Below are 21,266 nucleotides of genomic sequence, written 5' to 3' on the forward strand. Positions count from 1 at the left end.
ACAAAAACAGAAAAGCGAGAGTAGAAAACAAGCGATCAAAGAACTGAAACGTGCGAATGAACAATTTAGCCAATTTTTAAGAGAGCGGGTATCTCAAACACACAAAAACAATGCTGTGCTTATGGAGGTTAAAATGTTATTTGAAAAGCTGTTCAAATAAAGTGGCGAATAGTTTAAGTATGTTTTAATTTAGTAATTACGATATCTTATAAGTCTTAAATAAGAGGATTGCAAACCCTTCTATATATTATACTTGCCATCCTAAAAAACTTTTAAAAAAGTGTTGACCTTATACTTTCAGCGTGATATATTATTTCTTGTCGCCGCGAGCGACATACAAAAATGAAACGCACCTTGAAAATTAGATACAGAAAGCCAAGTAAGAAAACGTAATAAAGTTTTCCTACGACATCAAATATCGTGGAAGTCTTTTACGTTTTGTTGCAATCACCGAAAAGTAATGACCGAGGTAAAGCTACTAAGGGCACACGGTGGATGCCTTGGCGCCAGGAGCCGATGAAGGACGGGACGAACACCGATATGCTTCGGGGAGCTGTAAGTGAGCTTTGATCCGGAGATTTCCGAATGGGGCAACCCACTTGCTTGAAGAGCAAGTACTGCCACCTGAATCCATAGGGTGGTAAGAGGCAGACCGGGGGAACTGAAACATCTAAGTACCCCGAGGAAGAGAAAGCAAACGCGATTCCCTGAGTAGCGGCGAGCGAAACGGGATTAGCCCAAACCAAACATCNTGACCCGGTGAAATTGTACTGCCAGTGAAGATGCTGGCTACCCGCGACAAGACGGAAAGACCCCGTGGAGCTTTACTGCAGCTTGATATTGATCTCGGGTACGACTTGTACAGGATAGGTGGGAGTCGATGATTTGGGGACGCCAGTCTCCAAGGAGACGTCGGTGGGATACCACTCTGGTCGTATCGGAGTTCTAACTCAGAACCGTCATCCGGTTCGAGGACCGTGTCAGGCAGGCAGTTTGACTGGGGCGGTCGCCTCCTAAAATGTAACGGAGGCGCTCCAAGGTTCCCTCAGCGCGGTCGGAAATCGCGCCTATAGAGTGCAAAGGCATAAGGGAGCTTGACTGCGAGACCTACAAGTCGAGCAGGGACGAAAGTCGGACTTAGTGATCCGGTGGTTCCTTGTGGAAGGGCCATCGCTCAACGGATAAAAGCTACCCCGGGGATAACAGGCTTATCTCCCCCAAGAGTCCACATCGACGGGGAGGTTTGGCACCTCGATGTCGGCTCATCGCATCCTGGGGCTGTATTCGGTCCCAAGGGTTGGGCTGTTCGCCCATTAAAGCGGTACGCGAGCTGGGTTCAGAACGTCGTGAGACAGTTCGGTCCCTATCTGTCGCGGGCGTAGGAAATTTGAGAGGAGCTGTCCCTAGTACGAGAGGACCGGGATGGACATACCCCTGGTGTACCAGTTGTCTCGCCAGAGGCACCGCTGGGTAGCCAAGTATGGACGGGATAAGCGCTGAAAGCATCTAAGCGCGAAGCCCCCCTCAAGATGAGATTTCCCATTCCTTCGTGGAAGTAAGACCCCTTGTAGATGACGAGGTAGATCGGTCTGAGGTGGAAGCATGGTAACATGTGTAGCTGACAGATACGAATCGGTCGAGGGCTTTTCCTCACATGTCTTACTTTTCGATTTGCAACATACTTGGCCTTCTGTTCTAATTTTCAGGGTGTGACATATTTCATATGTCTCAACACTGACTGTCTGGTGATAATGGCGGAGGGGTCCCACTCGTTCCCATCCCGAACACGATCGTTAAGCCCTCCAGCGCCGATGGTACTTGGACCGCAGGGTCCTGGGAGAGTAGGTCATTGCCAGGCAAACAAAAAACCACTTAGTTGCTACTTCGGTAGCCTAAGTGGTTTTTTGTTGAATGATGATATTTTAAATCAATGAGATAGGTAATTTTATGAGTAAATTTGTTCATCTAGATTAAAATGGATGTTTGCCAAAAATTTTATTACCTCTTGCTTATATTCATCAGGATATAATGATATTGCTTTTCCATGGTCTCCTTTTTCAAACCAACGAATAAACTTTGTACCTTGTTTTTTGTTATATAACTCTTGTGTCATGTATGGAGGAATATAAGTATCCATTTTTGTATTGATAAACAGAACAGGAGATTGAATATCAGCTACTACATTAATAGGAGATGCGTCTAAAATATTTATTCCTGATCGCCATTGAATAAATAGATTTCCTAAATGCGCAACAACTTTTCTTGCAAATGAAGGGATATAGGAGAATTCCTCTTGAAGTCGATACATTGCCTCTGTAAAAAAGTCAGTATAGGGACAGTCTACAATATAAAAGTCCGCACCGTCTTCTATGCAACCTGCATACAACAATGTTGTTGCAGCACCCATCGATATACCAAAAATGCCAATTTGGCTACCAGGATCTAGTTTACTTTTCGCATAGTCGACTATTTTTTTCATATCTTTACTCTCATGTATACCAGCTGTAATGGTATTTCCACCACTTTCCCCGCTATTACGATGATCATAAACAATAACATGAAATCCTAACTCTAAAAACATCTTTGCATAGGCTGTCATCGTCTCCTTATATCCACCGAAACCATGTGCAAGAATCATAATTTTGGTAGATGATTTCTTTGCTGGGAAGAACTTTCCTACAAGTTTATAGCCAAAATCTGATTGGACAATAAATTTTTCGCCTCTCATCTTTTTAGAAAAATCTTGAAACACTTCGAGATTTTCTAGGTTTGCTACTCGTATTGATCCCTGTTTTGCGTAATTAACTCGTAATACCTGATTGGAAAAATAATAACCAATACCTAATGTTACAAGAGCTAGTAAGATAGTAATTAAAATTAGAATCAACATACTGGTTTCACTCTTCTTTCCCTCATGTAAGACATCATTCAGATTTATTTTCTGATAACTGTTGGAAGTAACTTTCTTATAAAATCGAATAGGTCTGAGTTGATGCAGACCAAAATCCATTATACCATCATGTTTTAATGCAAAAAAATTCGGAAGGACAAAATTTGGAGGTATACACATGTCGGATCGTTCTATTCATACTATTAAATGGCTTATTCTACTTGTTCCTGCTTTAGGGATCGGGATTTGGGAGCATATCCGCCATGAGTTTTTACTCCCCTACCTATCCATGGAAGCAGGGAACTTCATGACACCTATTATTGTTTTTTTGATCAATGTTACCCTCAGTAGGAACTTGTTTCAACTATATGATTCTTTTCAACAACAATTAGAAACAGAACGGGCAGAGAAAGAAGTGTTACAAGAACGAGAACGAATTGCTCGCCATTTACACGATGGGATCGCACAGTCTTTGTTCTTGTGCTCCGTTCAGTTAAATATGTTCAAAAAACGTACAGAAGACAAAGCATGTATAGAATTAGAAAAACTGATTAGACAAGTCCATGAATCAGTTCGTTACTTTATCCAGAACCTCAAAAAAGAGAATGTATTTTTAGATTGGAAAACAAAAATGCTGAACATGTTTGAGGCATTTCGCTTAGAATCAGGATTAGAATTTCATACCAATATAAAATTGGAAGAAGTAGATTTGTCGTTAACAGCGAAAGAAAAAGCAGAGGTATTTTCTATTTTACAAGAAGCTCTTACCAATGTTCGCAAACATGCAGAGGCAAAGAATGTTCGGTTGGATTGGATCGGAAATAAAGAGAGCTGGGTCATGACTGTTGTGGATGATGGAGTAGGTTTATCAGGCGTGTCTGGCCCCCCTGACAGCTATGGGGTGCAAATTATGAAGGAACGAGCAGCAGATATTGTAGCAGATTTGATTCTTTATCGCGATGGACAAGAAACAATATTAAAACTAGCGAAAAGGATGTAAAAGATGGAGCATAAACCAATTCGTATCTTAATAGGAGATGATCATCATCATGCTAGGCAAGCAATGCGGCTTATTTTGGGACAAGATGATCATTTTGAAATAGTAGGAGAGGCAAAAGACGGTCAAGAGGTTTTGGATCTGATGGAGACTTTACATGCTGATATTGTGTTAATGGATATCAATATGCCGAAAATCAACGGATTAGAGGCAACGAAATTGTTAAAAGAGCAGTATCCTCAGCTGAAAATTGTCATGGTTACGGTCTCCGATGATATTTCGGATCTTTTTGAAGCAATTAAGCGTGGAGCGCAGGGTTACTTAATTAAAAATTTAGATCCTAGTATCTGGTTAGAATACTTACACTCCATTTCACTCGATGAGTCTCCTATGCCCACCAGTGTCGCTCACCAAATTCTAAAGGAATTTTCTAGTCCTACTAGAGATGAGCTAGCTAATCTCACTGCTAGAGAAATACAGGTTTTAAAGGGAGTTGCAAGTGGTTTGAGTAATAAAGAGTTAAGTCTAGAGTTACATATTTCAGAGCATACCGTTAAAAATCATCTGAAAAACATTATGAAAAAATTACATCTGCATAATCGAGTTCAACTTACAAAATATGCATTTGAACATCACTTAGTGTAAAGAAGAACACATATAAAACCACTCTATAAGTTGGTGTGGTTTTATATGTGTTATACCAGATACTAATCTTTTAATAAAGATTGAATTAATTGAAAATAGGCTGTGAATACATTTGTACTGTAGTATATTTATTAGTAGTAAATAATTTTATTGAATAAAGAGTTATTTACTACATCTTATTGTCCTTTTTAAAATCCTTTAAGAAAGGGGGGTTATCACCTTGTTGAGAAAAATAAAAATGTCTGTACTAATATTTTTTGTAATTATTTTAACATTAGTACCTAGCAATCCGTCTCCTTCTGAGTACTTGCAAGTAGGTCCAAAGCTACCAGAGATTTCTGGCGAGAAGCATAAGTGGGTTCCACAAGGATTGACTTATCTTAAAAAAGAAGACTGGTTGCTATTGTCTTATTACTGGAGCGGGGAAAAAGGCCGTGCAAGTGTAATTATGACGGTTGATCGCCAATCTGGAGATTTCTTGAAGCAATTACAGTTGTGCAATAACGAGAAGAATATATTCGACGTCTGTACAGATCATCAAGGACATGTTGGTGGTATAGCTGTTTCGAAGGAATCACTTTTTGTAGCATCTACTGAGAAGGGAAAAAATTTACTACTCCAATATAAAATAGATGATGTAGTTGATGAAGAAACGAAAAAACTTTTCCCCACCAAAATTTATCATTTGAACCATAAAGCATCTTATGTAAGCTACGATGGCAAAAGGTTATGGGTTGGTGAATTTAATCCAAATACCAACGGCACTGTTCATAGATACTCATTTAATGGTGATGATGAACTAAAAATAAAGAGTAGAAAGCAGTATACAACTCCAGCCAAGGTTCAAGGGATGGAATTTTACGGTGATTATGTTTTTTACAGCTGTTCTTATGGAAGACAAGGTGATAGCTCCTTGTTGGTCTATAAAGGATTGGGAATAGATGAACTAGTAAAATTCGTACCTATGTACTCTATGTCGCAGGAGATTGAACGGGTCGAAGATGATATCTATATCAACTTCGAATCTGGCGCCTTCAAATACAGAGAAGGGGGTAAACAACAAGTTTACAATCTTCATCTTGCCGAGATTCAAAAACTGTATTAAAAAGGACAAATAAGAATATTGATCCTGATAAGGGGTCCAAACAACTCAGAACTTTTTCAAAAGGTCTGGGTTGTCTTATTTTTATAAGGATTTTTTAATTAAGGAAATGAGTAGGTAACTGTCTTTTAATCGGAGTAAGATCTGTCGGTGGAACAATAGCATCATTTATTGAAAAATGGTGTACATGTCGGCTAAAATTGTTTTATAACTAGAGTCATAATGGATAGCTATAACTAGTTCCCTAGAAGACCCTATAATGGAGATAGTACGGGTAAACGAGAAAGGATACGAAGATGACTTTTTCATTTGAATTGACGGTAGATGATTATGTAAAATATGCTAATTGGAAGCAGAGAACTTTTCCTAGTTTTCTTTATCCGCTTTTAGGGGCTGGTATATTCGGTGTCGTAGTCTCAGGAGTTCTTTATGGCCTGCAAACAACGCTTTGGCTGATACTCGTCAGTAGTTTCGTTGCGATTATGGTGTTCTTTATAGCTATATCTTGGTATAGCAACTATCAAACGAGAAAAGATTTTCAAAAGCGGTATAAGCGACTGGGTTTAATAGAGATTTATACAGAAGAAGAGGGCTTAAAAGAGATTACACAGATCAAGGTAAATTTTTATGAATGGCATACAATGAAACGTTGGAAGGAAACGAAAGAGTATTTCTATTTATTTTTACAAGATTATCGTGATCCATCATTTTCACCTATGCCTAAATTTGTTCTAGAGCAACAACTGCATATTCAGGATCGAACAGCATTAATTATCCCGAAACATGCTATTCCTCCACAACAACAAGCCGAGTTTCGTTTGTTAATAGCAGAGAAAATTACTCAATAAAAAAAGATAAAATAAAAATAGAAAAACCTGTTGACATTCTCTCGCAAAGAATATAATATATATCTTGTGCTGATGAGCACGACACAAACAAACACAACAACAACGTGGAGAGATGTCCGAGCTGGCCGAAGGAGCACGATTGGAAATCGTGTAGGCGGTAACCTCCGTCTCGAGGGTTCGAATCCCTCTCTCTCCGCCATATATGGCTCGGTAGCTCAGTCGGTAGAGCAGAGGACTGAAAATCCTCGTGTCGGCGGTTCGATTCCGTCCCGAGCCACTTTTAATGGGCCGGCTTAGCTCAATTGGTAGAGCACCTGACTTGTAATCAGGGGGTTACGGGTTCAAGTCCTGTAGCCGGCACCATTTTTTGTGTAGGGGCATAGTTTAACGGTAGAACAGAGGTCTCCAAAACCTCCAGTGTGGGTTCGATTCCTACTGCCCCTGCCATTTTTCATTTTATGGCGGCATAGCCAAGTGGTAAGGCAGAGGTCTGCAAAACCTTTACCCCCGGTTCGAGTCCGGGTGCCGCCTTTCTTTAAAAAAGTCTTCCTTTATGGGAGACTTTTTTTGTTATATATTGTGTCAAAAAATACCCATCGTCACGAGAAATAGGCTGATAAGGAAAGCGATCGTAGGAATTAAAACACAGACAACAGCTAAATCTGGATAGGCTTGTCTATGCGTAAAACCGGTTACCGTTAGATAGGTGATAATCCCACCACTATGTGGAGGAATAATGGCACCAGATGCGAGAGTGGCAATCCGATGTAAGGAATCTAAATGAATTCCGGTCGATTTAGCTAATTGTAGATACTGAGCTCCTAAAGCGTCTAGAGCAATACTTAACGCCCCTGATGCGGAGCCTGTGATCACTGCCATGACAATAATGGCGATAGAGAGGGAAAAGTATACATTCGACCCTCCGCTAGTTAGGAGCAGTCTAGATATTCTTGGGAAGGTGGGTAATGACGTGACTACTGAGCCAAATCCTACGGCCGAACTAGTGGTTACAAGAGCGATAATTGAGTTACGAGCTCCTTCATTGAGTGAAGGAATAAATCGACGATAGTGTGATAGTTGTAGCAGAATTAGCAAAAGGATTCCAGAACCGAGTGCATAGACGATGTTCCAATGGAATAAGTTTAAGCTGATTACGACCATTAAGAGTGGAAGAAATGATCGGATTGCGCTATTGGATGGATTTGTAGCATCTAGATTCTTGACCTCCTGTGTTTCTGTAAATCCTTCTCCTCTCCTACGGAGTTGCTTTTCACGCCACACCAAATAGCAATATCCTGTGACTGCCATGATGATGGCTGCTAGTGTACCAAGCCAAGGACTAGCAGTTGGAGTGGTAGCAAAATATTTAGTAGGAATTAGGTTTTGAATTTGAGGAGATCCAGGTATTGCGGTCATTGTAAACGTAAATGCACCCAGGGCAATGACAGCAGGTATCAATCTACGGGAAATATTAGCCTCCTGAAACAATGGATAAGCAAGAGGATAGAGAGCGAAAATCACGACAAATAGACTGATCCCACCATAGGTTAGAACAGCGGAACTCAATAGAACCCCAAGAATGGCGCGCTTGTTTCCCAATAGGCGAGAGAGAGCTTTCCCTATTTCTCTAGCCGAACCAGTAGACTCCATCAAAGCTCCCAAGATGGACCCTAGAAAAAAGACAGGAAACCAAGATTTGAAAAAGGAAACCAACCCACCTAAATAAACATCTGTAAAAGTGGTAAGAGGGTTTAGTCCAGCAACTAATGCGACAATAAAGGTAAGCATAGGTGCAACCCAGATGAGGGACCAACCAACATAGATAAATCCAACTAGTAGTAGCAACGCTAGTACAATAAGCAACATACTGTGAAGTCCTTTCTCTTATAGTGAATGTATTGCTGTTTCGTAAAAAAAGTTCGATGTAATATAGATAAATCCATTTTGTAAAAAAGGCTTGCAAAAGTATTCTATCCATGATATATTGTTTCTTGTCGCCAAGAACAAATAGTTCTGAGCGGATGTGGTGGAATTGGCAGACACGCTAGCTTCAGGTGCTAGTGGCCGAGAGGTCGTGGGGGTTCGAGTCCCTTCATCCGCACCATAAAATAAGATATGTGCCCTTAGCTCAGCTGGATAGAGCGTCTGACTACGGATCAGAAGGTCGGGAGTTCGAATCTTCCAGGGCACGCCAATTTCTCTTTTTAGAGAAGAAATCTTGACTTATTTGAAGTTAGCAGTTATAATAAGTAACCGATGCGTACCCTTAGCTCAGCTGGACAGAGCGTCTGACTACGGATCAGAAGGTCGGGAGTTCGAATCTTCCAGGGTACGCCACCAATATTTTTACTTTACAACTTAAATAGTATGTGCCCTTAGCTCAGCTGGATAGAGCGTCTGACTACGGATCAGAAGGTCGGGAGTTCGAATCTTCCAGGGCACGCCAAAAAAAGCACTTGTCAGGTCTAGTACCTAGCAAGTGCTTTTTTTTATTGCCTTGATTAAGGATCATTGGGGTCCATCGTGGAAGATCGGGCTTTAGTGGTTTCTTTTCCTTGATCATGTTCTTTCCAAAACGAGATAGAGTGGAGATAGGCTAAGAAACTAGATAAGTCTTGAGAAGTGTTATCTACTTTGAACTGAAGGCTTGTCTTCTCTTGTGGTAAGAATAAAAAATGCTGAATTCCCAATGCTTGAAATGAAGCTATCTTATTTGTTAAATCTGGATGGTCCGTTGATGTAAAGACTGCTCCTAATACTTTGTGATGTATAGCAAGCTTATTTTGAAGCTGTTGCCATACGGAGTTCGGAATAGTAAGGTTTATAGCTAGATAAACAGCAGGGTTTTGATTTTGCAAAGTCAATTCGACAATATTCTCCAACCATTGTTCTGTCTTTTTGATATCAGACCAATCTAATATTTGATCACCAAGGGAAGATACTATAAGAATACTGTGAAATTGATGGGAATCTGAAATAGATGATTGCAATCGGTTTTCTGGATGTCTGCTTGTATATAAGTAATAAACTGGATCATGATGTTTGGGTACTTCTTGGGAAGAATCCTCTGGTGAACTAAGAGTCGACATAGAGTTATCTGGTTTACCTAAGTTGAATGTAGAGTTGTCGATTGGTGTGGTGGAGTGGTTCCGATTTTCCTTGTATAAATGCAATCTATCTTGTGTTTGGTTAGTATTATCTCCCTCATGATTAGGCTTGGGAGAGGTTTGTTCTGATGGAGGTTTATCAGATGTAGTTTCTTTATCTTTTTGTACAGAGGGATGCTTTAGGTTTGGAGGTATATTGGCAGACCGTTTTTCCTTGTCTGTTGGCTTCTTATTTGTTGGTGTAGGATCTTTTGATGTGTTCGATGCTACTTTCTTCTCTTCTGTTGGTTTAATAGCTTTGTCTGGTTGGTTCTCTTGGCGAATTGCAGAGGATGAAGGCTGGATCGCAAACTCTGGTACGTAGGTTGGTTTTGATTGATAAGCATGAGTAGAGGGTATAGTGGGATTAATGGCAACCCCTTCTATAGGAGATTGATTTTTTTCTAAATCAGTAGGGAGGGAAAAGAAACGGAATACAAGGTAGATTCCAAAACAGATTAGGGCTATTATCATGATGGGGATAGGACGTGTAAACCATTTAGGAGTGGGTTCTTCTTCTCCTAAGAAATCATCTTCGAGTACTTCCAAATCGGTAAGGGGATTTGTTTCAAGTTGATAGTTATTTCGCACGTATGTTCGATCCTTTCAACAAAATTTACCATAATTTTACTAAATTCTGTAAATTTCGCAAGTATTTTTTTATAAAGGAGATTCTACTATGAGAAAAATCGGGTTTATTGGAATAGGTATGATGGGAGAACCAATGGTACTTAATTTACAAAATGCTGGTTTTCACGTTACCGCATATAATCGAACAAAAGCAAAACTAACCCATTTACAAAGTCAAGGTGTACATACAACAGATTGTTTAGAACAGGCAGTACGAGGTAAGGAAATCGTCATTTTGATGTTGTCAGATGATCGAGCAGTAGCTGAGATGTGGGCGAAGGAAGACGGAATCGCGACTTATGTTACACCTGGAACGATCTGTATTAATATGAGTACTGTTTCACCAGACCTAACGAGTCAGTTAGCCAAACAGGCAGAAGAAAAAGGAATAGAATGGTTGGATGCGCCGGTTTCGGGTAGCTCGAATGCTGCTCAATCTGCTAACTTGGTGATTCTAGTGGGAGGAAAGAAAGAAGTATATGAGCAGTCCAAAGAAGTTTTCCAAGCACTAGGGAAAGCTAGTTATTATTTCGGAGCAGCTGCAAGTGGTGCCAAAGCAAAACTAGTCGTCAATTTAATGATGGGAATGTATATGCAGGGGCTAGCGGAATCACTTGTACTTGCACAGAAGGCGGGTTTAGATCGATCTACTGTCTTGGAAATGCTAGGAGATGCAGCAGTCGGAGCTCCTTTTTTACAATTTAAAAAAGAGCTATTACTAGATGAAAACTATGAAACGATGTTTGCACTAAAACATATGTATAATGACTTTGGGTTAATATTAGAAGAAGCGAGAAAGAATGGAAGTGTTTTACCAGCTACTTCGGCAACAAATCAGGCTTATATTGCTGCCATGAATCATGGATTAGGTGAATTAGATCTTTCTGCCATATTTGCTGAACTCATGCAACAATCTAAGTAAACAAACTAAAAACCTCCAAGTAACAAGACTTGGAGGTTTTCTATTTAGGTCGATATTAAGAATTTTTATAGGTACGATCGATGATGCCACCACCGATACAGAAATCACCTTGATAAAAGACGGCAGATTGCCCAGGTGTAACAGCGCGTTGTGGTTCTTTGAATATAACTTGTACTGTATCGTTGTCTTGTGGAATGACGGTTACTTCTTGATCTTTTTGTCGATAACGGAATTTAGCTGTACAGGTAAATGGTTCTGTTGGTGTTTCTGGAATTAGCCAGTTAAGCTGATTGGCATATAATCCATCTGAGTAGAGGGCAGGATGATCATGCCCTTGGGCTACGAGCAATACATTGTTCTCTAAATCTTTCCCTACCACGAACCATGCTTGTCCAGAAACTCCTTTTCCACCACCAATGCCTAGCCCTTGACGTTGGCCAAGTGTGTAATACATGAGTCCATCATGTTTTCCTACCACTTCGCCTTCCAACGTGTGAATTTCACCTGGTTGTGCAGGAAGGAATTGGCTCAAGAACTCTCGGAAATTGCGCTCTCCAATAAAGCAGATACCAGTACTATCTTTTTTTCGTGCGGTAGATAAACCTTGCTCATCGGCTATTTTTCGAACGTCTGGTTTGGACAAATGCCCGATTGGGAAGAGCACGTTTTGAAATTGCTCTTTTAGGACTGCATACAGAAAATAGGTTTGGTCCTTATTTGGATCGTTCCCTCTAGCCAAGTAGCGTTGTCCATCTTGTTCAAGCATCTGAGCATAGTGCCCTGTTGCTACATAGTCAGCACCGAGTTCCAATGCTTTTTGTAAGAACTCACCAAATTTGATTTCACGGTTACACATAATGTCTGGGTTGGGAGTTCGTCCTTGTTTGTATTCATCCAAGAAATATTGGAATACCTTTTCTCCATACTCCTTTTCGAAGTTAACGGAATAATAAGGGATGCCGATTTGCTGACAGACTCTTCTTACGTCCTCAAAATCTTCGGTGGCGGTGCAGTGACCCCATTCGTCTGTATCATCCCAGTTTTTCATAAAGAGCCCGATTACATCATAACCTTGTTCTTTAAGTAGGTAAGCAGAAACACTGGAATCTACTCCACCAGACATCCCTACGACTACACGCTTGCCATTTCCTAATTTTGTCATAGGAATCCCCTTTCTATGAGACTAAACTAGAATCTATATTGTTCATAATAGTCCTATCAAATGAAAAAGTGAAATATCCAAAGGATAGAACTGTCTTTGTTCGGTTCCTTTGTGAAAACATAACAACGCTTTGGGAAAAGCAATTGTCAAATTAAACTGCTTTCAGTAAGCTAAAGGGAACAAACTCTTTTGATCGCATATCTTAGAAACTAAGCGAGGAAAGGAGAAGCTATGCACAAAGTTCGTGCGCCCCTTTTTACCGTACTCTTAGGCTCAGCCGTCTTTCTTGGTGGCTGTAGCGCCGTAACTAAGCATATCGAATCAAATACAGGAAATCAAATTGAGAAGGTAGAGCTACAAGCCATCCCAGATGAGAAAACACCATCTCAATCAAACAAAGAGTCTGAAACCAAATCGAAAAATGAACCAAAAGCTCCTACCAATTCCCGTCTTCTGGAAGATATTCTGTTAGACGACGGGTCAGGCAAATATGCTGGCGATCAGTACAACTTAACAAAGGTACACGATTCGCTGAAACAAATGCCTAAAGGAGATAATGAGCAAGTATATAATTATATCCTAGGTTTGGTAGGAGAAGGCTACAAGAAAAAAATGGAACGATATCGTTCTATTTATCAGCCAAATTATTCACTTCATCTCGACCATTATCGGAAGGCAGGAAGTCAAGATCCCCCCGCCCATATTCAGACTGTTGTTGCGCCGACTCCTAAGCCTACCCATGTGACAATCATCCTAGACGCCAGTGGATCAATGGCAGCTAAGATGGAGGGGAAGCGAAAAATTGATCTGGTAAAAGAGAAACTAACATCGTTTATACAGACGCTTCCTAAAGGAACGATGGTTACTCTCAAGGTATATGGTCATAAAGGATCGAGTAAGCAAGAAGAGAAGCAAATTTCTTGCCAAGGGGATGAAATTGTTTATCAGAATGCTACTTTTACACCTGATCAATTAGCCTCTGCACTTGCACAAGTAGACGCCAAAGGATATGCGCCACTATCAAAGGCATTGAATTCCCCTGATAACTTTATTCCTGCTCCAAATACTGATCAAAAGATTCTTCTGTTTACAGACGGTATGGATAACTGTGGGGGTAATGTAAAGCAGTCTGTGGAACAACTGAAGGAAATTAAGCAAGCAAAGATCGATATTATGGCAGTGCAACCAAGCGATTCAGAGAAACAATCTTTACAAACGCTTGCCCAAGAAACCGGTGGCGACTTCGATGTGATTCGAAATGAACAAGATTTGCAAGCAGCACTAGATCACCAGAAAAACTCGGTTTCCCTCACTCAAAGAAGATGGCAAGATCGAGCTCTCGAGGAGATTACTCATGAGTATAGCTCTGCTGATCAGGAACTAAGTGATGAGCATGAGTTGTTAGAACAAGTAGTAGAGACAGAAAATGACCGTCTCACCGAAGCGAATCGTTATATTTATCAACGAAAGCTAATCGCGCAAAATGATTACAAAACGATTCAGCAATGGATCCAAGAGCGTGAAGAAGGTTTGGAAGAGCATCTAGAGTCTCAACATATTGAGTTAGAGAAGAAATTAGCAACAGAGTATGAAACCTTCTCTAAAAAAGTAGTGGAAGAAACACCACCAAGCCCATCTAAAGAGGGTTTAGAGAAACGACGGATCGAGTTAGAGAATACATTGAAGTTTGAAAAGGACCAGGAATCTTTTCCAAGGATGATCGAAGATGACATTAGCCAATAACTACTACCAATTCTCTTTTGATAAAAGGCTTCAACTCCCGATTCCTAAACTTTATTGTGAGTATGAGAAAATGCCATTAGAAGTACAGGCGGATTTTGAGTTAGGATGTCAAAAAGTTGCCTCCCAAATACCAGAACAGATCAAACGGTGTGAGATATTGTATATGGATAAGTTCCAATTACTCCAAGAAGCTGCTGATCTAGATGGGTTTGACACACTAATTGAGGCGATGAATGAGATATCTAGTCAGATTTTTGACCTCAATCTGCTGTATCAAACCATTCAAGGGGAATACCTTGGAGCAAATGTACATGGATAAAAAATACTTCTCCCTACAAATGATAGGGAGAAGTATTTTTTTGTGCAATCTGAGTGAAAAAGATCATCTTAACAAAAACTTAATAAAAAAGCACTTGCAAAATTTAAATACTGTAATAATAAGAACTTATTTCGAAGTTTTTCTTTACTAGGTAAATATTATTTGCTAAGTTAAGAAAGGTTTATGAAGAATCATAAACGTTTTTATGTAATTTTCTTAAAATATTTGTTAAGTGGATATAAGGAGGAAATACTTTGTTATTTTTCCGTTCGAAAGATCGTTTGTTCTACCAGACGTTAATAGATGCTACATACAACATCGTGGAAGCTGCTCAATTGTTCAGGGAGAATGTAGAGACACTTCACGAAAAAGAAGTTTATGCGGAAAAGATCAAGGAACTGGAATCCAAAGGAGATAGCTATACGCATTTAATTATCCGTGAATTAAACCAGACCTTTGTCACTCCTATGGATCGAGAAGATATCTACGAGTTAGCATCAAAACTGGATGATGTACTGGATGGATTAGAAGCTTGTGCTGCACGTTTTAGCTACTACCATGTAACTCAGACAACTCCTACTTTGGTTCGCTTTGCAGAACTAATAGAAAAATCAGCTCATCTAGTGCAAGAGGCATTTGTTGCATTGGAGAAGAAAGATTTTGCGACATTACGGAAGGCCTCTATTGAGATCAACTCCATTGAAGATGAAGCAGATAAATTAATGCGTGAATCAGTTGGGAACCTCTTTGCGAATGTGAAAGACCCAATTGAATTAATGAAAATGAAAGAAATCTACGAGAAACTAGAAAATGTGACAGATACTTTTGAGGATCTGACCGACGTGTTAGAAAGCGTGGTCATGAAGTATGTTTGATCCATTTTACTTAGTAATAATTGTAATCATACTAGCACTTGTATTTGATTTTACCAATGGATGGCATGATACAGCCAATGCGATCGCGACAGTGGTTGGGACAAGGACTCTCTCTCCAGGAGTCGCAATTGGGATGGCTGCTATTCTCAACCTAGTAGGGGCATTTTTCTCTACAGAAGTAGCAAAGGCAATCGGGAAAGATATTGTACAGACAGAGATTATTACGCTACTTGTGTTGGTCTCCGCACTTTTAGCGGTCATTATTTGGAACGTAGTCACCGTACTATTAGGACTTCCGACCAGTTCCTCCCACGCTCTGATTGGCTCCTTGGTTGGTGCTGCGATTGCTTTTAAAGGTACTGCTGTTTTACATGTAGATGGTATTATCACGATTTTGATCGGCTTGATTGCGTCTCCTGTGTTAGGTGCATTATTGGCATTTCTCTTGATGAAGTTAATTCGGGTTCTTTTCCAAAGAAGCAACCCTTCCAAAACCAAAAAGCTATTCCGTCCGCTTCAGATTGCCTCTTCCGCATTTATGGCCTTTAGTCATGGAGCTGCTGATGCTCAGAAAGCAATGGGAATCATCGTAATGGCACTTATGATTGGTGGTATTCAGGAAAGTGGTGACTATACCATTCCGTTCTGGGTCATTTTATCAGCAGGACTAGCGATGGCACTTGGTACGGCAGTTGGAGGTTGGAAGGTCATCCAAACTATTGGTAGTAAACTGAGTCGTTTAGAAACTCCACAAGGATTTGCAGCAGAGACAGCGGCAGCTACTCTTCTTACAACCATTGCGCATGTGGGTGTACCAGTTAGTACAACACACACCATTACTGGATCGATCATTGGAGTAGGTTTAGCAGAGCGTATTCGAAGTGTTCGCTGGGCAGTAGCGACGAAAATCGTTTATGCTTGGGTTCTGACTTTGCCTGGAACTGCTCTTATGGGATATGTATTTTACCTTATTTTACGTGTGTTTGAGTAGAGTTGTAGTACGAAAAGGATCTTACTTAGGTAAGGTCCTTTTTGTATGGAGATAGTTAGTTGTAGAAGAAACTCCTACTTTTGGGTACAGGAGAAGGCATCCCATTCCTTTGTATGGAATTAATTGGAAATGTACTTTTTGAGGTGATGGTGATGACGCGTTGTTGGTTATGGTTTTGTACAATCCTTTTGCTCTTTGGTATTCCAGTCCAATTGGAGGCAGAAGAGTCACAAAATGTAGTAATTACTTGTAGTAGTCAAATACAACCCCAGACAGGAAAGCTCTTGATGAGTGCCAAGCTAACCAAAGAAGGTAAGTCGGTATTGGTAAAAGGGAGATGGGAGTACCAAGATCAAGAGAATCGTACAGAGACAAAAGATCAGAGTATGACTTTCTCCGTGGTGGATCAGGGGACGCGACCCGGTACATTAGAAACGATCTGGAAGTTCTCAGGGATCGTGTATGGTAAGCCATATTATAGTGAAAAAAAGTGTGAGTTTAGACGAATTGGGCTAGAGACGATTGCAGTACAAACAGGGGAAGAGATTCAAATAGATGCAAAAATATTGGGAGTGGATCAGCTACAGGGAAAATGGAATGTAACCCTTTTAGATGAAAAGGGAAAAGTGATGGAAGAAAAATCAGAAACAAGTAATCGGTCTAACTTTTCGTATCGTTTTGCCAATGTAACACAAAAGGTGAAGGGAAAAATCCAATTTATCGGCAAGATCGAGAACCAGAGAAGGATTTTGGAAATGGAGTTTGTACCGGAGACGAAAAGCAAAACTACTGTGGCAAAGGTGGAGAGTACATCAAAGGATGTTCAGAAGGCATCTGCCACTACTACCAAAAGTAATATAGGTGAGTTAGAGAACAGAACAGGTAGTATACCACTGGGGGCACTTGTTTTCATTTTGTTTACAGTAGCCGTCTTTGGTTGGTTGCAGTGGCGGAAGATGAAAAAGGTAAATTAGTTGTCATTTAGGATTAGTAGGAGTAAGATTTTAGACAATCCCTGCTTACATACGATAGGAGATGACACAAATGCAGATTAATTGGAGACAAGAAGTAGAAAAACGAAAAGAAGGGCTATTCCAGGATTTATTTGCCCTACTTTCCATTGAAAGTACCCTAGATGAGGAGAATGCGAAACCAGGTGCTCCCTTTGGACCGAAAGTGGCAGAAGCACTGGATTCTTTTTTACATATAGGAAAACGAGATGGTTTTGTAACCAAGAATGTGGATGGATATGCAGGACATATCGAGCATGGTCAGGGAGAGGGTCTGATTGGTGTATTAGCACATGTGGATGTAGTCCCAGCAAATGAGGGGTGGACGAGTCCGGCATTTGCTCCAGAGATTCGTGAGGGCAAGCTGTATGCTAGAGGAGCAGTGGATGATAAAGGACCAGCAATGGCTGCTTACTATGGGATGAAAATCGTTCAAGAATTAGGACTGCCTCTGTCAAAACGAGTTCGCTTGATTCTTGGTGCGGATGAGGAGAGCAAGTGGCGTTGTGTGGAACACTATTTTCAAGTAGAAGAAAAGCCGGAAGCAGGTTTTACCCCTGATGCAGATTTCCCACTTATTGCCGCAGAAAAAGGTTTTTATGATATTCAATCCTCGGGATCATTGGAACCAGCAGAAGCAGTAGAGGGACAGTGGCTTCTTCAATCGTTTGAAGCAGGTCAACGTGTCAATATGGTTTCGGACCAAGTGGTAGCTTCTTTAGTAGGAGACGGGGATGTCTTTGAATTAAAAGAACAATTCCAAGACTTTCTCCTCACCAATCGCTTACAAGGGTATGCAACGGAGAGCGATGAGGATGTGAAATTTTTTATTCGGGGTCGTGGGCACCATGGTTCAGAGCCAGAAAAAGGGTTAAACGCTCCATTAGAACTAGCTCGCTTCCTTCAAACAGTATTCCTAGATGCGCAAGGAAAACGTTATATTGAGATGATGAACGACCTCTTCGTAGACAGTTTTGCAGGAGAAAAGCTAGGGATTGTAGCCAAAGACTCCGAACTCGGAGATCTAACGGTAAACGCAGGAGTATTTTCCTATACCCAGGGAGTGGAGCAAAAGTTACGGATCAATATCCGTTATCCACTTAGTGCAGACGGGGGAGTTGCTTTGGAGACGATCCGTCAGAAGCTAGCAACTTATGGCCTTCAAGTAGGCGAGGTAGATCATAAAAAGGGACTTGCTTTGGCAAAAGATCATCCACTCGTTGCAACCTTGCAACAAGTATATGAAGAGCACACGGGAGATCGTTCTAAGCCACTTGCCATCGGTGGAGCTACTTATGCGCGTGCTGTAGAGAATTGTGTAGCTTTTGGTCCTGTGTTCCCGGGCAAACTGGAGACGGCTCATCAAACGGATGAATTTATTGAAGTAGAGGACCTACTTCGCGCAACGGCCATTTATGCACAGGCAATCTATGAATTAGCAAAGTAGTGTGCAGACTGAATTGAAACAAAAGAGAAAAGAGACTTCCTTTTTGGATGGAAAGGAGGTCTCTTTTTGGTGTTCATCAAGTGTTTCTATTTTGGTTGGAGGATCAGTTTTCTCCCAGAAGTTTCTTGAAGGATGACCGGATGATATTTGCCTAGAATCCAGTCATCAGCTTGGTTATCGTACCATCTACTGAGAACATTGCCCGACTGACCAGGACCTAGTATATGATAGGCAACCGTTGAATTTGCCATATCGATAACATAGCGCCACGAAGCTCCATGATATACCATTCCTGTTTTGTGATCATAACTCATCGCTTTCACCGTGTGTTGGCTACCCGAAGTAGGGTAGACTTTACTTCCACTGTATAGTGGGGATAGATACCATGCGGCGGAGAGTGGATGATTGAATTGGATTTGATGAAAATCTCCCCAGTTCCAATCTTGGCTATGGGTACCTTGTAAGGTCACAATCTCATTAATTGCTTTCGTGAAAGCATTTTGTACTACTGCATCAAAGCCCTGTTTTTCTTCAAACCACGAGATGTTCTGACCAAGATGGGCTCTGCGAATCAAACTATCTAGTACAAACTCCTTATTACGAAAGAGTTTTATCATCTCTGGAGTGATTTGGTCTTGGAAAATGATTTGTTCTAGATGATATAGCAAACGATGATAAATTAGAGGGGATGCCAGTTCTGCTTGATCCTCATAAGACCAGCTTTGTAACTGATGAAAACCTTCTTGTTCCAACGAAGTCATCTTTTTTTGATCTAATCGTTCCAGAAGAATAGGTGTTAATTCGCGAGCCTGTATGTTTACTACATCCATTTGCAATTGTTGCATCTCGTTTGCCGTGATGTTCTCTTTTCCTTGCAATACTTCGGTGATCCGCATGGCTCGATAGGGAAGTAACCAGTTGTGTGTAATGTGGTATGGATAAGAATCATCGATTACTTTATTATTAGCTGTTACGATAAATCCTTGTTTAGGATTGATTATTTTTGGTAGTTGATCAAATGGTACATATCCTGTCCACTCATATTCATCCGTCCAACCTGGGACAGGAAGAAGGCTATCTCCTTTTTTACGGATTGGTAACTTCCCGTTTGCTTTGTAAGAAATGGTACCATCAGTACTAGCGAATACAAAATTCTGCATGGGAGCATGAAAATCGGTTAACGCTTTCTCGAATTGCTCCCAATTTTTTGCCTTATTCATATTTAACACTGCTTCTAGTTCTTTAGAAGGCTCAAGCGCTGTCCATTTGAGAGAGAGAACCGTATTCTTTCCAACCTCATCAGCAAACTCAGAGATAACAGGTCCATGCCGTGTAATGGTCACTTGATATGGGACGGTTGGTTCTCCTTTTACTTTGATCGGTTCTTGGATGATCGTTGCTGTTTCCCATTGATTTTGATAAAGGAATTGATTTGGATTGTCTGGATTGCGCTTTTCGATATATAAGTCTTGAACGTCTGGACCAGTATTGGTTACTCCCCATGCGATATGTTCGTTATGCCCTAAGATAATACCAGGGATACCAGCAAAAATAACACCACTTACATTGACTTCTGGTCCTTGGAGATGTGTTTGATACCAAATAGATGGGGTGTTTAGCCCGAGATGAGGGTCATCTGCTAAGATTGGCTTACCAGAAGCTGTTTTGGTACCACTGATCACCCAGTCATTGCTTCCGTTAAGTGGATTATTTGTCGTAACATGAGCGAATGCTTTTGCCAAATCGAGCTCGTCTTTTGGAATAATAGTAGGGGTGTTTAAAGAATGTGTTGGCATCAGCTCTTTTGCTTTGTCTTCTGGGAATGTTTGTAATAAATACGAACGAAAAGCTTGTTCTTCCCAGTGTCCTCCTAACTCAAATGCCATAAATTTTCCGATAGTCAAGGAATCGATAGGAGTCCATCTCATTGGCTGGTAATTTAGCAATGTAAACTCAACAGGCAGATTTCCTTGTTGGATAAAGGCGTTTACCCCATCAGCGTACCACTGCAAAATTTGTTTGGAGGAGTCTGAATAAGCTTGGTAGGAGGCTTCTGCTGCTCTTCGTAATCCTAACGTGCGAAAGTATTTATCCTGATTTAGTGCAGATTCTCCAAATAATTCACTAAGCTGTCCTGATGCTTGTCTACGGCTTAGATCCATTTGGAATAGACGGTCTTGGGCAGTCACATAACCTTGTGCAAGATAGAGATCGTGATCATTTTGGGCAATAATGTGTGGAACTCCTCTTTCATCACGAATCACTTGAACTGGCGCCATCAGACCAGAAATAGTGAGCTCTCCTACGACTTGAGGAAGTTTCTGATTCATCCAGTAGAAACTGGCACCAAAAACGGTGGTTGTAAGTAACAAAATCGCTAGCATACTAAGAGCCCATTTAAACCAGTTATTTCTCTTAAAAAATAACGGTGCCTTGGTATGAATGATATTCACCTCTTTTGGGTTTTAGAGTAGTGTGCATTATTTCCTCTGACTAGCAACTAGTCAAGGATTTGAAAGTATTCTGGGTAACAAATAGG

16 protein-coding genes, 9 tRNA genes, 1 rRNA gene and 1 other annotated feature are annotated in these 21,266 nt (G+C 40.7%); of the genes, 21 read left to right on the forward strand and 5 right to left on the reverse strand.

Features of this window, described 5'->3' with window-relative positions; genetic code table 11:
* Nucleotides 1-468: 468 nt before the first annotated feature.
* Nucleotides 469-1,652, forward strand: a sequence feature (23S ribosomal RNA rRNA prediction is too short).
* Between the two features lie 89 nt (nucleotides 1,653-1,741).
* A 5S ribosomal RNA gene (gene rrf, locus VJ09_RS12970) occupies nucleotides 1,742-1,858 on the forward strand.
* Between the two features lie 87 nt (nucleotides 1,859-1,945).
* Here rrf and VJ09_RS12975 read toward each other — a convergent pair.
* Nucleotides 1,946-2,890: an alpha/beta hydrolase gene (locus VJ09_RS12975; protein ID WP_044642885.1), complete on the reverse strand. Its 945-nt coding sequence runs from the start codon at nucleotides 2,888-2,890 to the stop codon at nucleotides 1,946-1,948.
* Between the two features lie 178 nt (nucleotides 2,891-3,068).
* Between VJ09_RS12975 and VJ09_RS12980 the strand changes: the two genes are divergently transcribed.
* The 9 genes from VJ09_RS12980 to VJ09_RS13020 all read left to right on the forward strand — a co-directional run bounded on the left by VJ09_RS12980 (nucleotide 3,069) and on the right by VJ09_RS13020 (nucleotide 7,013).
* Nucleotides 3,069-3,890, forward strand: a complete 822-nt coding sequence (locus VJ09_RS12980; RefSeq protein WP_044642118.1) for a sensor histidine kinase — start codon at nucleotides 3,069-3,071, stop codon at nucleotides 3,888-3,890.
* 3 nt (nucleotides 3,891-3,893) lie between these two features.
* Nucleotides 3,894-4,532 carry a response regulator gene (locus VJ09_RS12985; RefSeq protein WP_044642119.1) on the forward strand — a complete coding sequence of 213 codons (639 nt, stop codon included), beginning with the start codon at nucleotides 3,894-3,896 and terminating at the stop codon, nucleotides 4,530-4,532.
* Nucleotides 4,533-4,755: 223 nt separating this feature from the next.
* Entirely contained in the window at nucleotides 4,756-5,637 is an 882-nt protein-coding gene (locus VJ09_RS12990) for a hypothetical protein (RefSeq protein WP_147635502.1), read from the forward strand.
* Nucleotides 5,638-5,930: 293 nt separating this feature from the next.
* Nucleotides 5,931-6,482: a YcxB family protein gene (locus tag VJ09_RS12995; RefSeq protein ID WP_044642121.1), complete on the forward strand. Its 552-nt coding sequence runs from the start codon at nucleotides 5,931-5,933 to the stop codon at nucleotides 6,480-6,482.
* A gap of 106 nt (nucleotides 6,483-6,588) precedes the next feature.
* Nucleotides 6,589-6,681, forward strand: a tRNA-Ser gene (locus VJ09_RS13000).
* A 5-nt stretch (nucleotides 6,682-6,686) separates the two neighbouring features.
* A tRNA-Phe gene (locus VJ09_RS13005) sits at nucleotides 6,687-6,759 on the forward strand.
* Between the two features lie 10 nt (nucleotides 6,760-6,769).
* Nucleotides 6,770-6,845, forward strand: a tRNA-Thr gene (locus VJ09_RS13010).
* Nucleotides 6,846-6,855: 10 nt separating this feature from the next.
* A tRNA-Trp gene (locus tag VJ09_RS13015) sits at nucleotides 6,856-6,929 on the forward strand.
* A gap of 13 nt (nucleotides 6,930-6,942) precedes the next feature.
* Nucleotides 6,943-7,013 (forward strand) — tRNA-Cys (locus tag VJ09_RS13020).
* A 51-nt stretch (nucleotides 7,014-7,064) separates the two neighbouring features.
* Here VJ09_RS13020 and VJ09_RS13025 read toward each other — a convergent pair.
* On the reverse strand, nucleotides 7,065-8,348 hold the full coding sequence (locus VJ09_RS13025) for a GntP family permease (RefSeq protein WP_082050563.1): 1,284 nt from the start codon (nucleotides 8,346-8,348) through the stop codon (nucleotides 7,065-7,067).
* Nucleotides 8,349-8,499: 151 nt separating this feature from the next.
* Here VJ09_RS13025 and VJ09_RS13030 point away from each other — a divergent pair.
* The 4 genes from VJ09_RS13030 to VJ09_RS13045 all read left to right on the forward strand — a co-directional run bounded on the left by VJ09_RS13030 (nucleotide 8,500) and on the right by VJ09_RS13045 (nucleotide 8,928).
* Nucleotides 8,500-8,586, forward strand: a tRNA-Leu gene (locus VJ09_RS13030).
* A 13-nt stretch (nucleotides 8,587-8,599) separates the two neighbouring features.
* Nucleotides 8,600-8,676 (forward strand) — tRNA-Arg (locus tag VJ09_RS13035).
* A gap of 66 nt (nucleotides 8,677-8,742) precedes the next feature.
* A tRNA-Arg gene (locus VJ09_RS13040) sits at nucleotides 8,743-8,819 on the forward strand.
* A 32-nt stretch (nucleotides 8,820-8,851) separates the two neighbouring features.
* Nucleotides 8,852-8,928 (forward strand) — tRNA-Arg (locus VJ09_RS13045).
* A 55-nt stretch (nucleotides 8,929-8,983) separates the two neighbouring features.
* Here VJ09_RS13045 and VJ09_RS13050 read toward each other — a convergent pair.
* Nucleotides 8,984-10,219: a hypothetical protein gene (locus VJ09_RS13050; protein WP_044642122.1), complete on the reverse strand. Its 1,236-nt coding sequence runs from the start codon at nucleotides 10,217-10,219 to the stop codon at nucleotides 8,984-8,986.
* A gap of 88 nt (nucleotides 10,220-10,307) precedes the next feature.
* Between VJ09_RS13050 and VJ09_RS13055 the strand changes: the two genes are divergently transcribed.
* Nucleotides 10,308-11,180, forward strand: coding sequence for an NAD(P)-dependent oxidoreductase (locus VJ09_RS13055; RefSeq protein WP_044642123.1), 873 nt, complete (start codon nucleotides 10,308-10,310; stop codon nucleotides 11,178-11,180).
* A 55-nt stretch (nucleotides 11,181-11,235) separates the two neighbouring features.
* Here VJ09_RS13055 and mnmA read toward each other — a convergent pair whose 3' ends face one another.
* Nucleotides 11,236-12,342, reverse strand: a complete 1,107-nt coding sequence (gene mnmA / locus VJ09_RS13060; RefSeq protein ID WP_044642124.1) for a tRNA 2-thiouridine(34) synthase MnmA — start codon at nucleotides 12,340-12,342, stop codon at nucleotides 11,236-11,238.
* A 231-nt stretch (nucleotides 12,343-12,573) separates the two neighbouring features.
* Between mnmA and VJ09_RS13065 the strand changes: the two genes are divergently transcribed.
* The 6 genes from VJ09_RS13065 (at nucleotide 12,574) to pepV (ending at nucleotide 18,727) form a co-directional block, all read left to right on the forward strand.
* Complete coding sequence (locus VJ09_RS13065; protein ID WP_044642125.1) at nucleotides 12,574-14,085, forward strand: vWA domain-containing protein; 1,512 nt, start codon at nucleotides 12,574-12,576, stop codon at nucleotides 14,083-14,085.
* On the forward strand, nucleotides 14,069-14,404 hold the full coding sequence (locus VJ09_RS13070; RefSeq protein ID WP_044642126.1) for a hypothetical protein: 336 nt from the start codon (nucleotides 14,069-14,071) through the stop codon (nucleotides 14,402-14,404). The genes VJ09_RS13065 and VJ09_RS13070 overlap by 17 nt, the downstream gene beginning before the upstream one ends.
* Before the next feature lie 254 nt (nucleotides 14,405-14,658).
* The gene (locus VJ09_RS13075) at nucleotides 14,659-15,279 is read left to right on the forward strand and encodes a DUF47 domain-containing protein (protein ID WP_044642127.1); all 621 of its coding nucleotides are present in this window, start codon (nucleotides 14,659-14,661) and stop codon (nucleotides 15,277-15,279) included.
* Nucleotides 15,272-16,270, forward strand: coding sequence for an inorganic phosphate transporter (locus VJ09_RS13080; protein WP_044642128.1), 999 nt, complete (start codon nucleotides 15,272-15,274; stop codon nucleotides 16,268-16,270). Before VJ09_RS13075 ends, VJ09_RS13080 begins: the two co-directional genes overlap by 8 nt.
* An 80-nt stretch (nucleotides 16,271-16,350) precedes the next feature.
* On the forward strand, nucleotides 16,351-17,244 hold the full coding sequence (locus VJ09_RS13085; protein WP_147635503.1) for a hypothetical protein: 894 nt from the start codon (nucleotides 16,351-16,353) through the stop codon (nucleotides 17,242-17,244).
* A 61-nt stretch (nucleotides 17,245-17,305) separates the two neighbouring features.
* Nucleotides 17,306-18,727: a dipeptidase PepV gene (gene pepV, locus VJ09_RS13090; RefSeq protein WP_407689991.1), complete on the forward strand. Its 1,422-nt coding sequence runs from the start codon at nucleotides 17,306-17,308 to the stop codon at nucleotides 18,725-18,727.
* Between the two features lie 86 nt (nucleotides 18,728-18,813).
* On the opposite strand, the gene VJ09_RS13095 is transcribed toward pepV, so the two are convergent.
* Entirely contained in the window at nucleotides 18,814-21,111 is a 2,298-nt protein-coding gene (locus VJ09_RS13095; protein ID WP_044642131.1) for a penicillin acylase family protein, read from the reverse strand.
* Nucleotides 21,112-21,266 lie beyond the last annotated feature (155 nt).

The organism is Risungbinella massiliensis, from assembly GCF_000942395.1.
GTDB lineage: Bacteria > Bacillota > Bacilli > Thermoactinomycetales > Thermoactinomycetaceae > Risungbinella > Risungbinella massiliensis.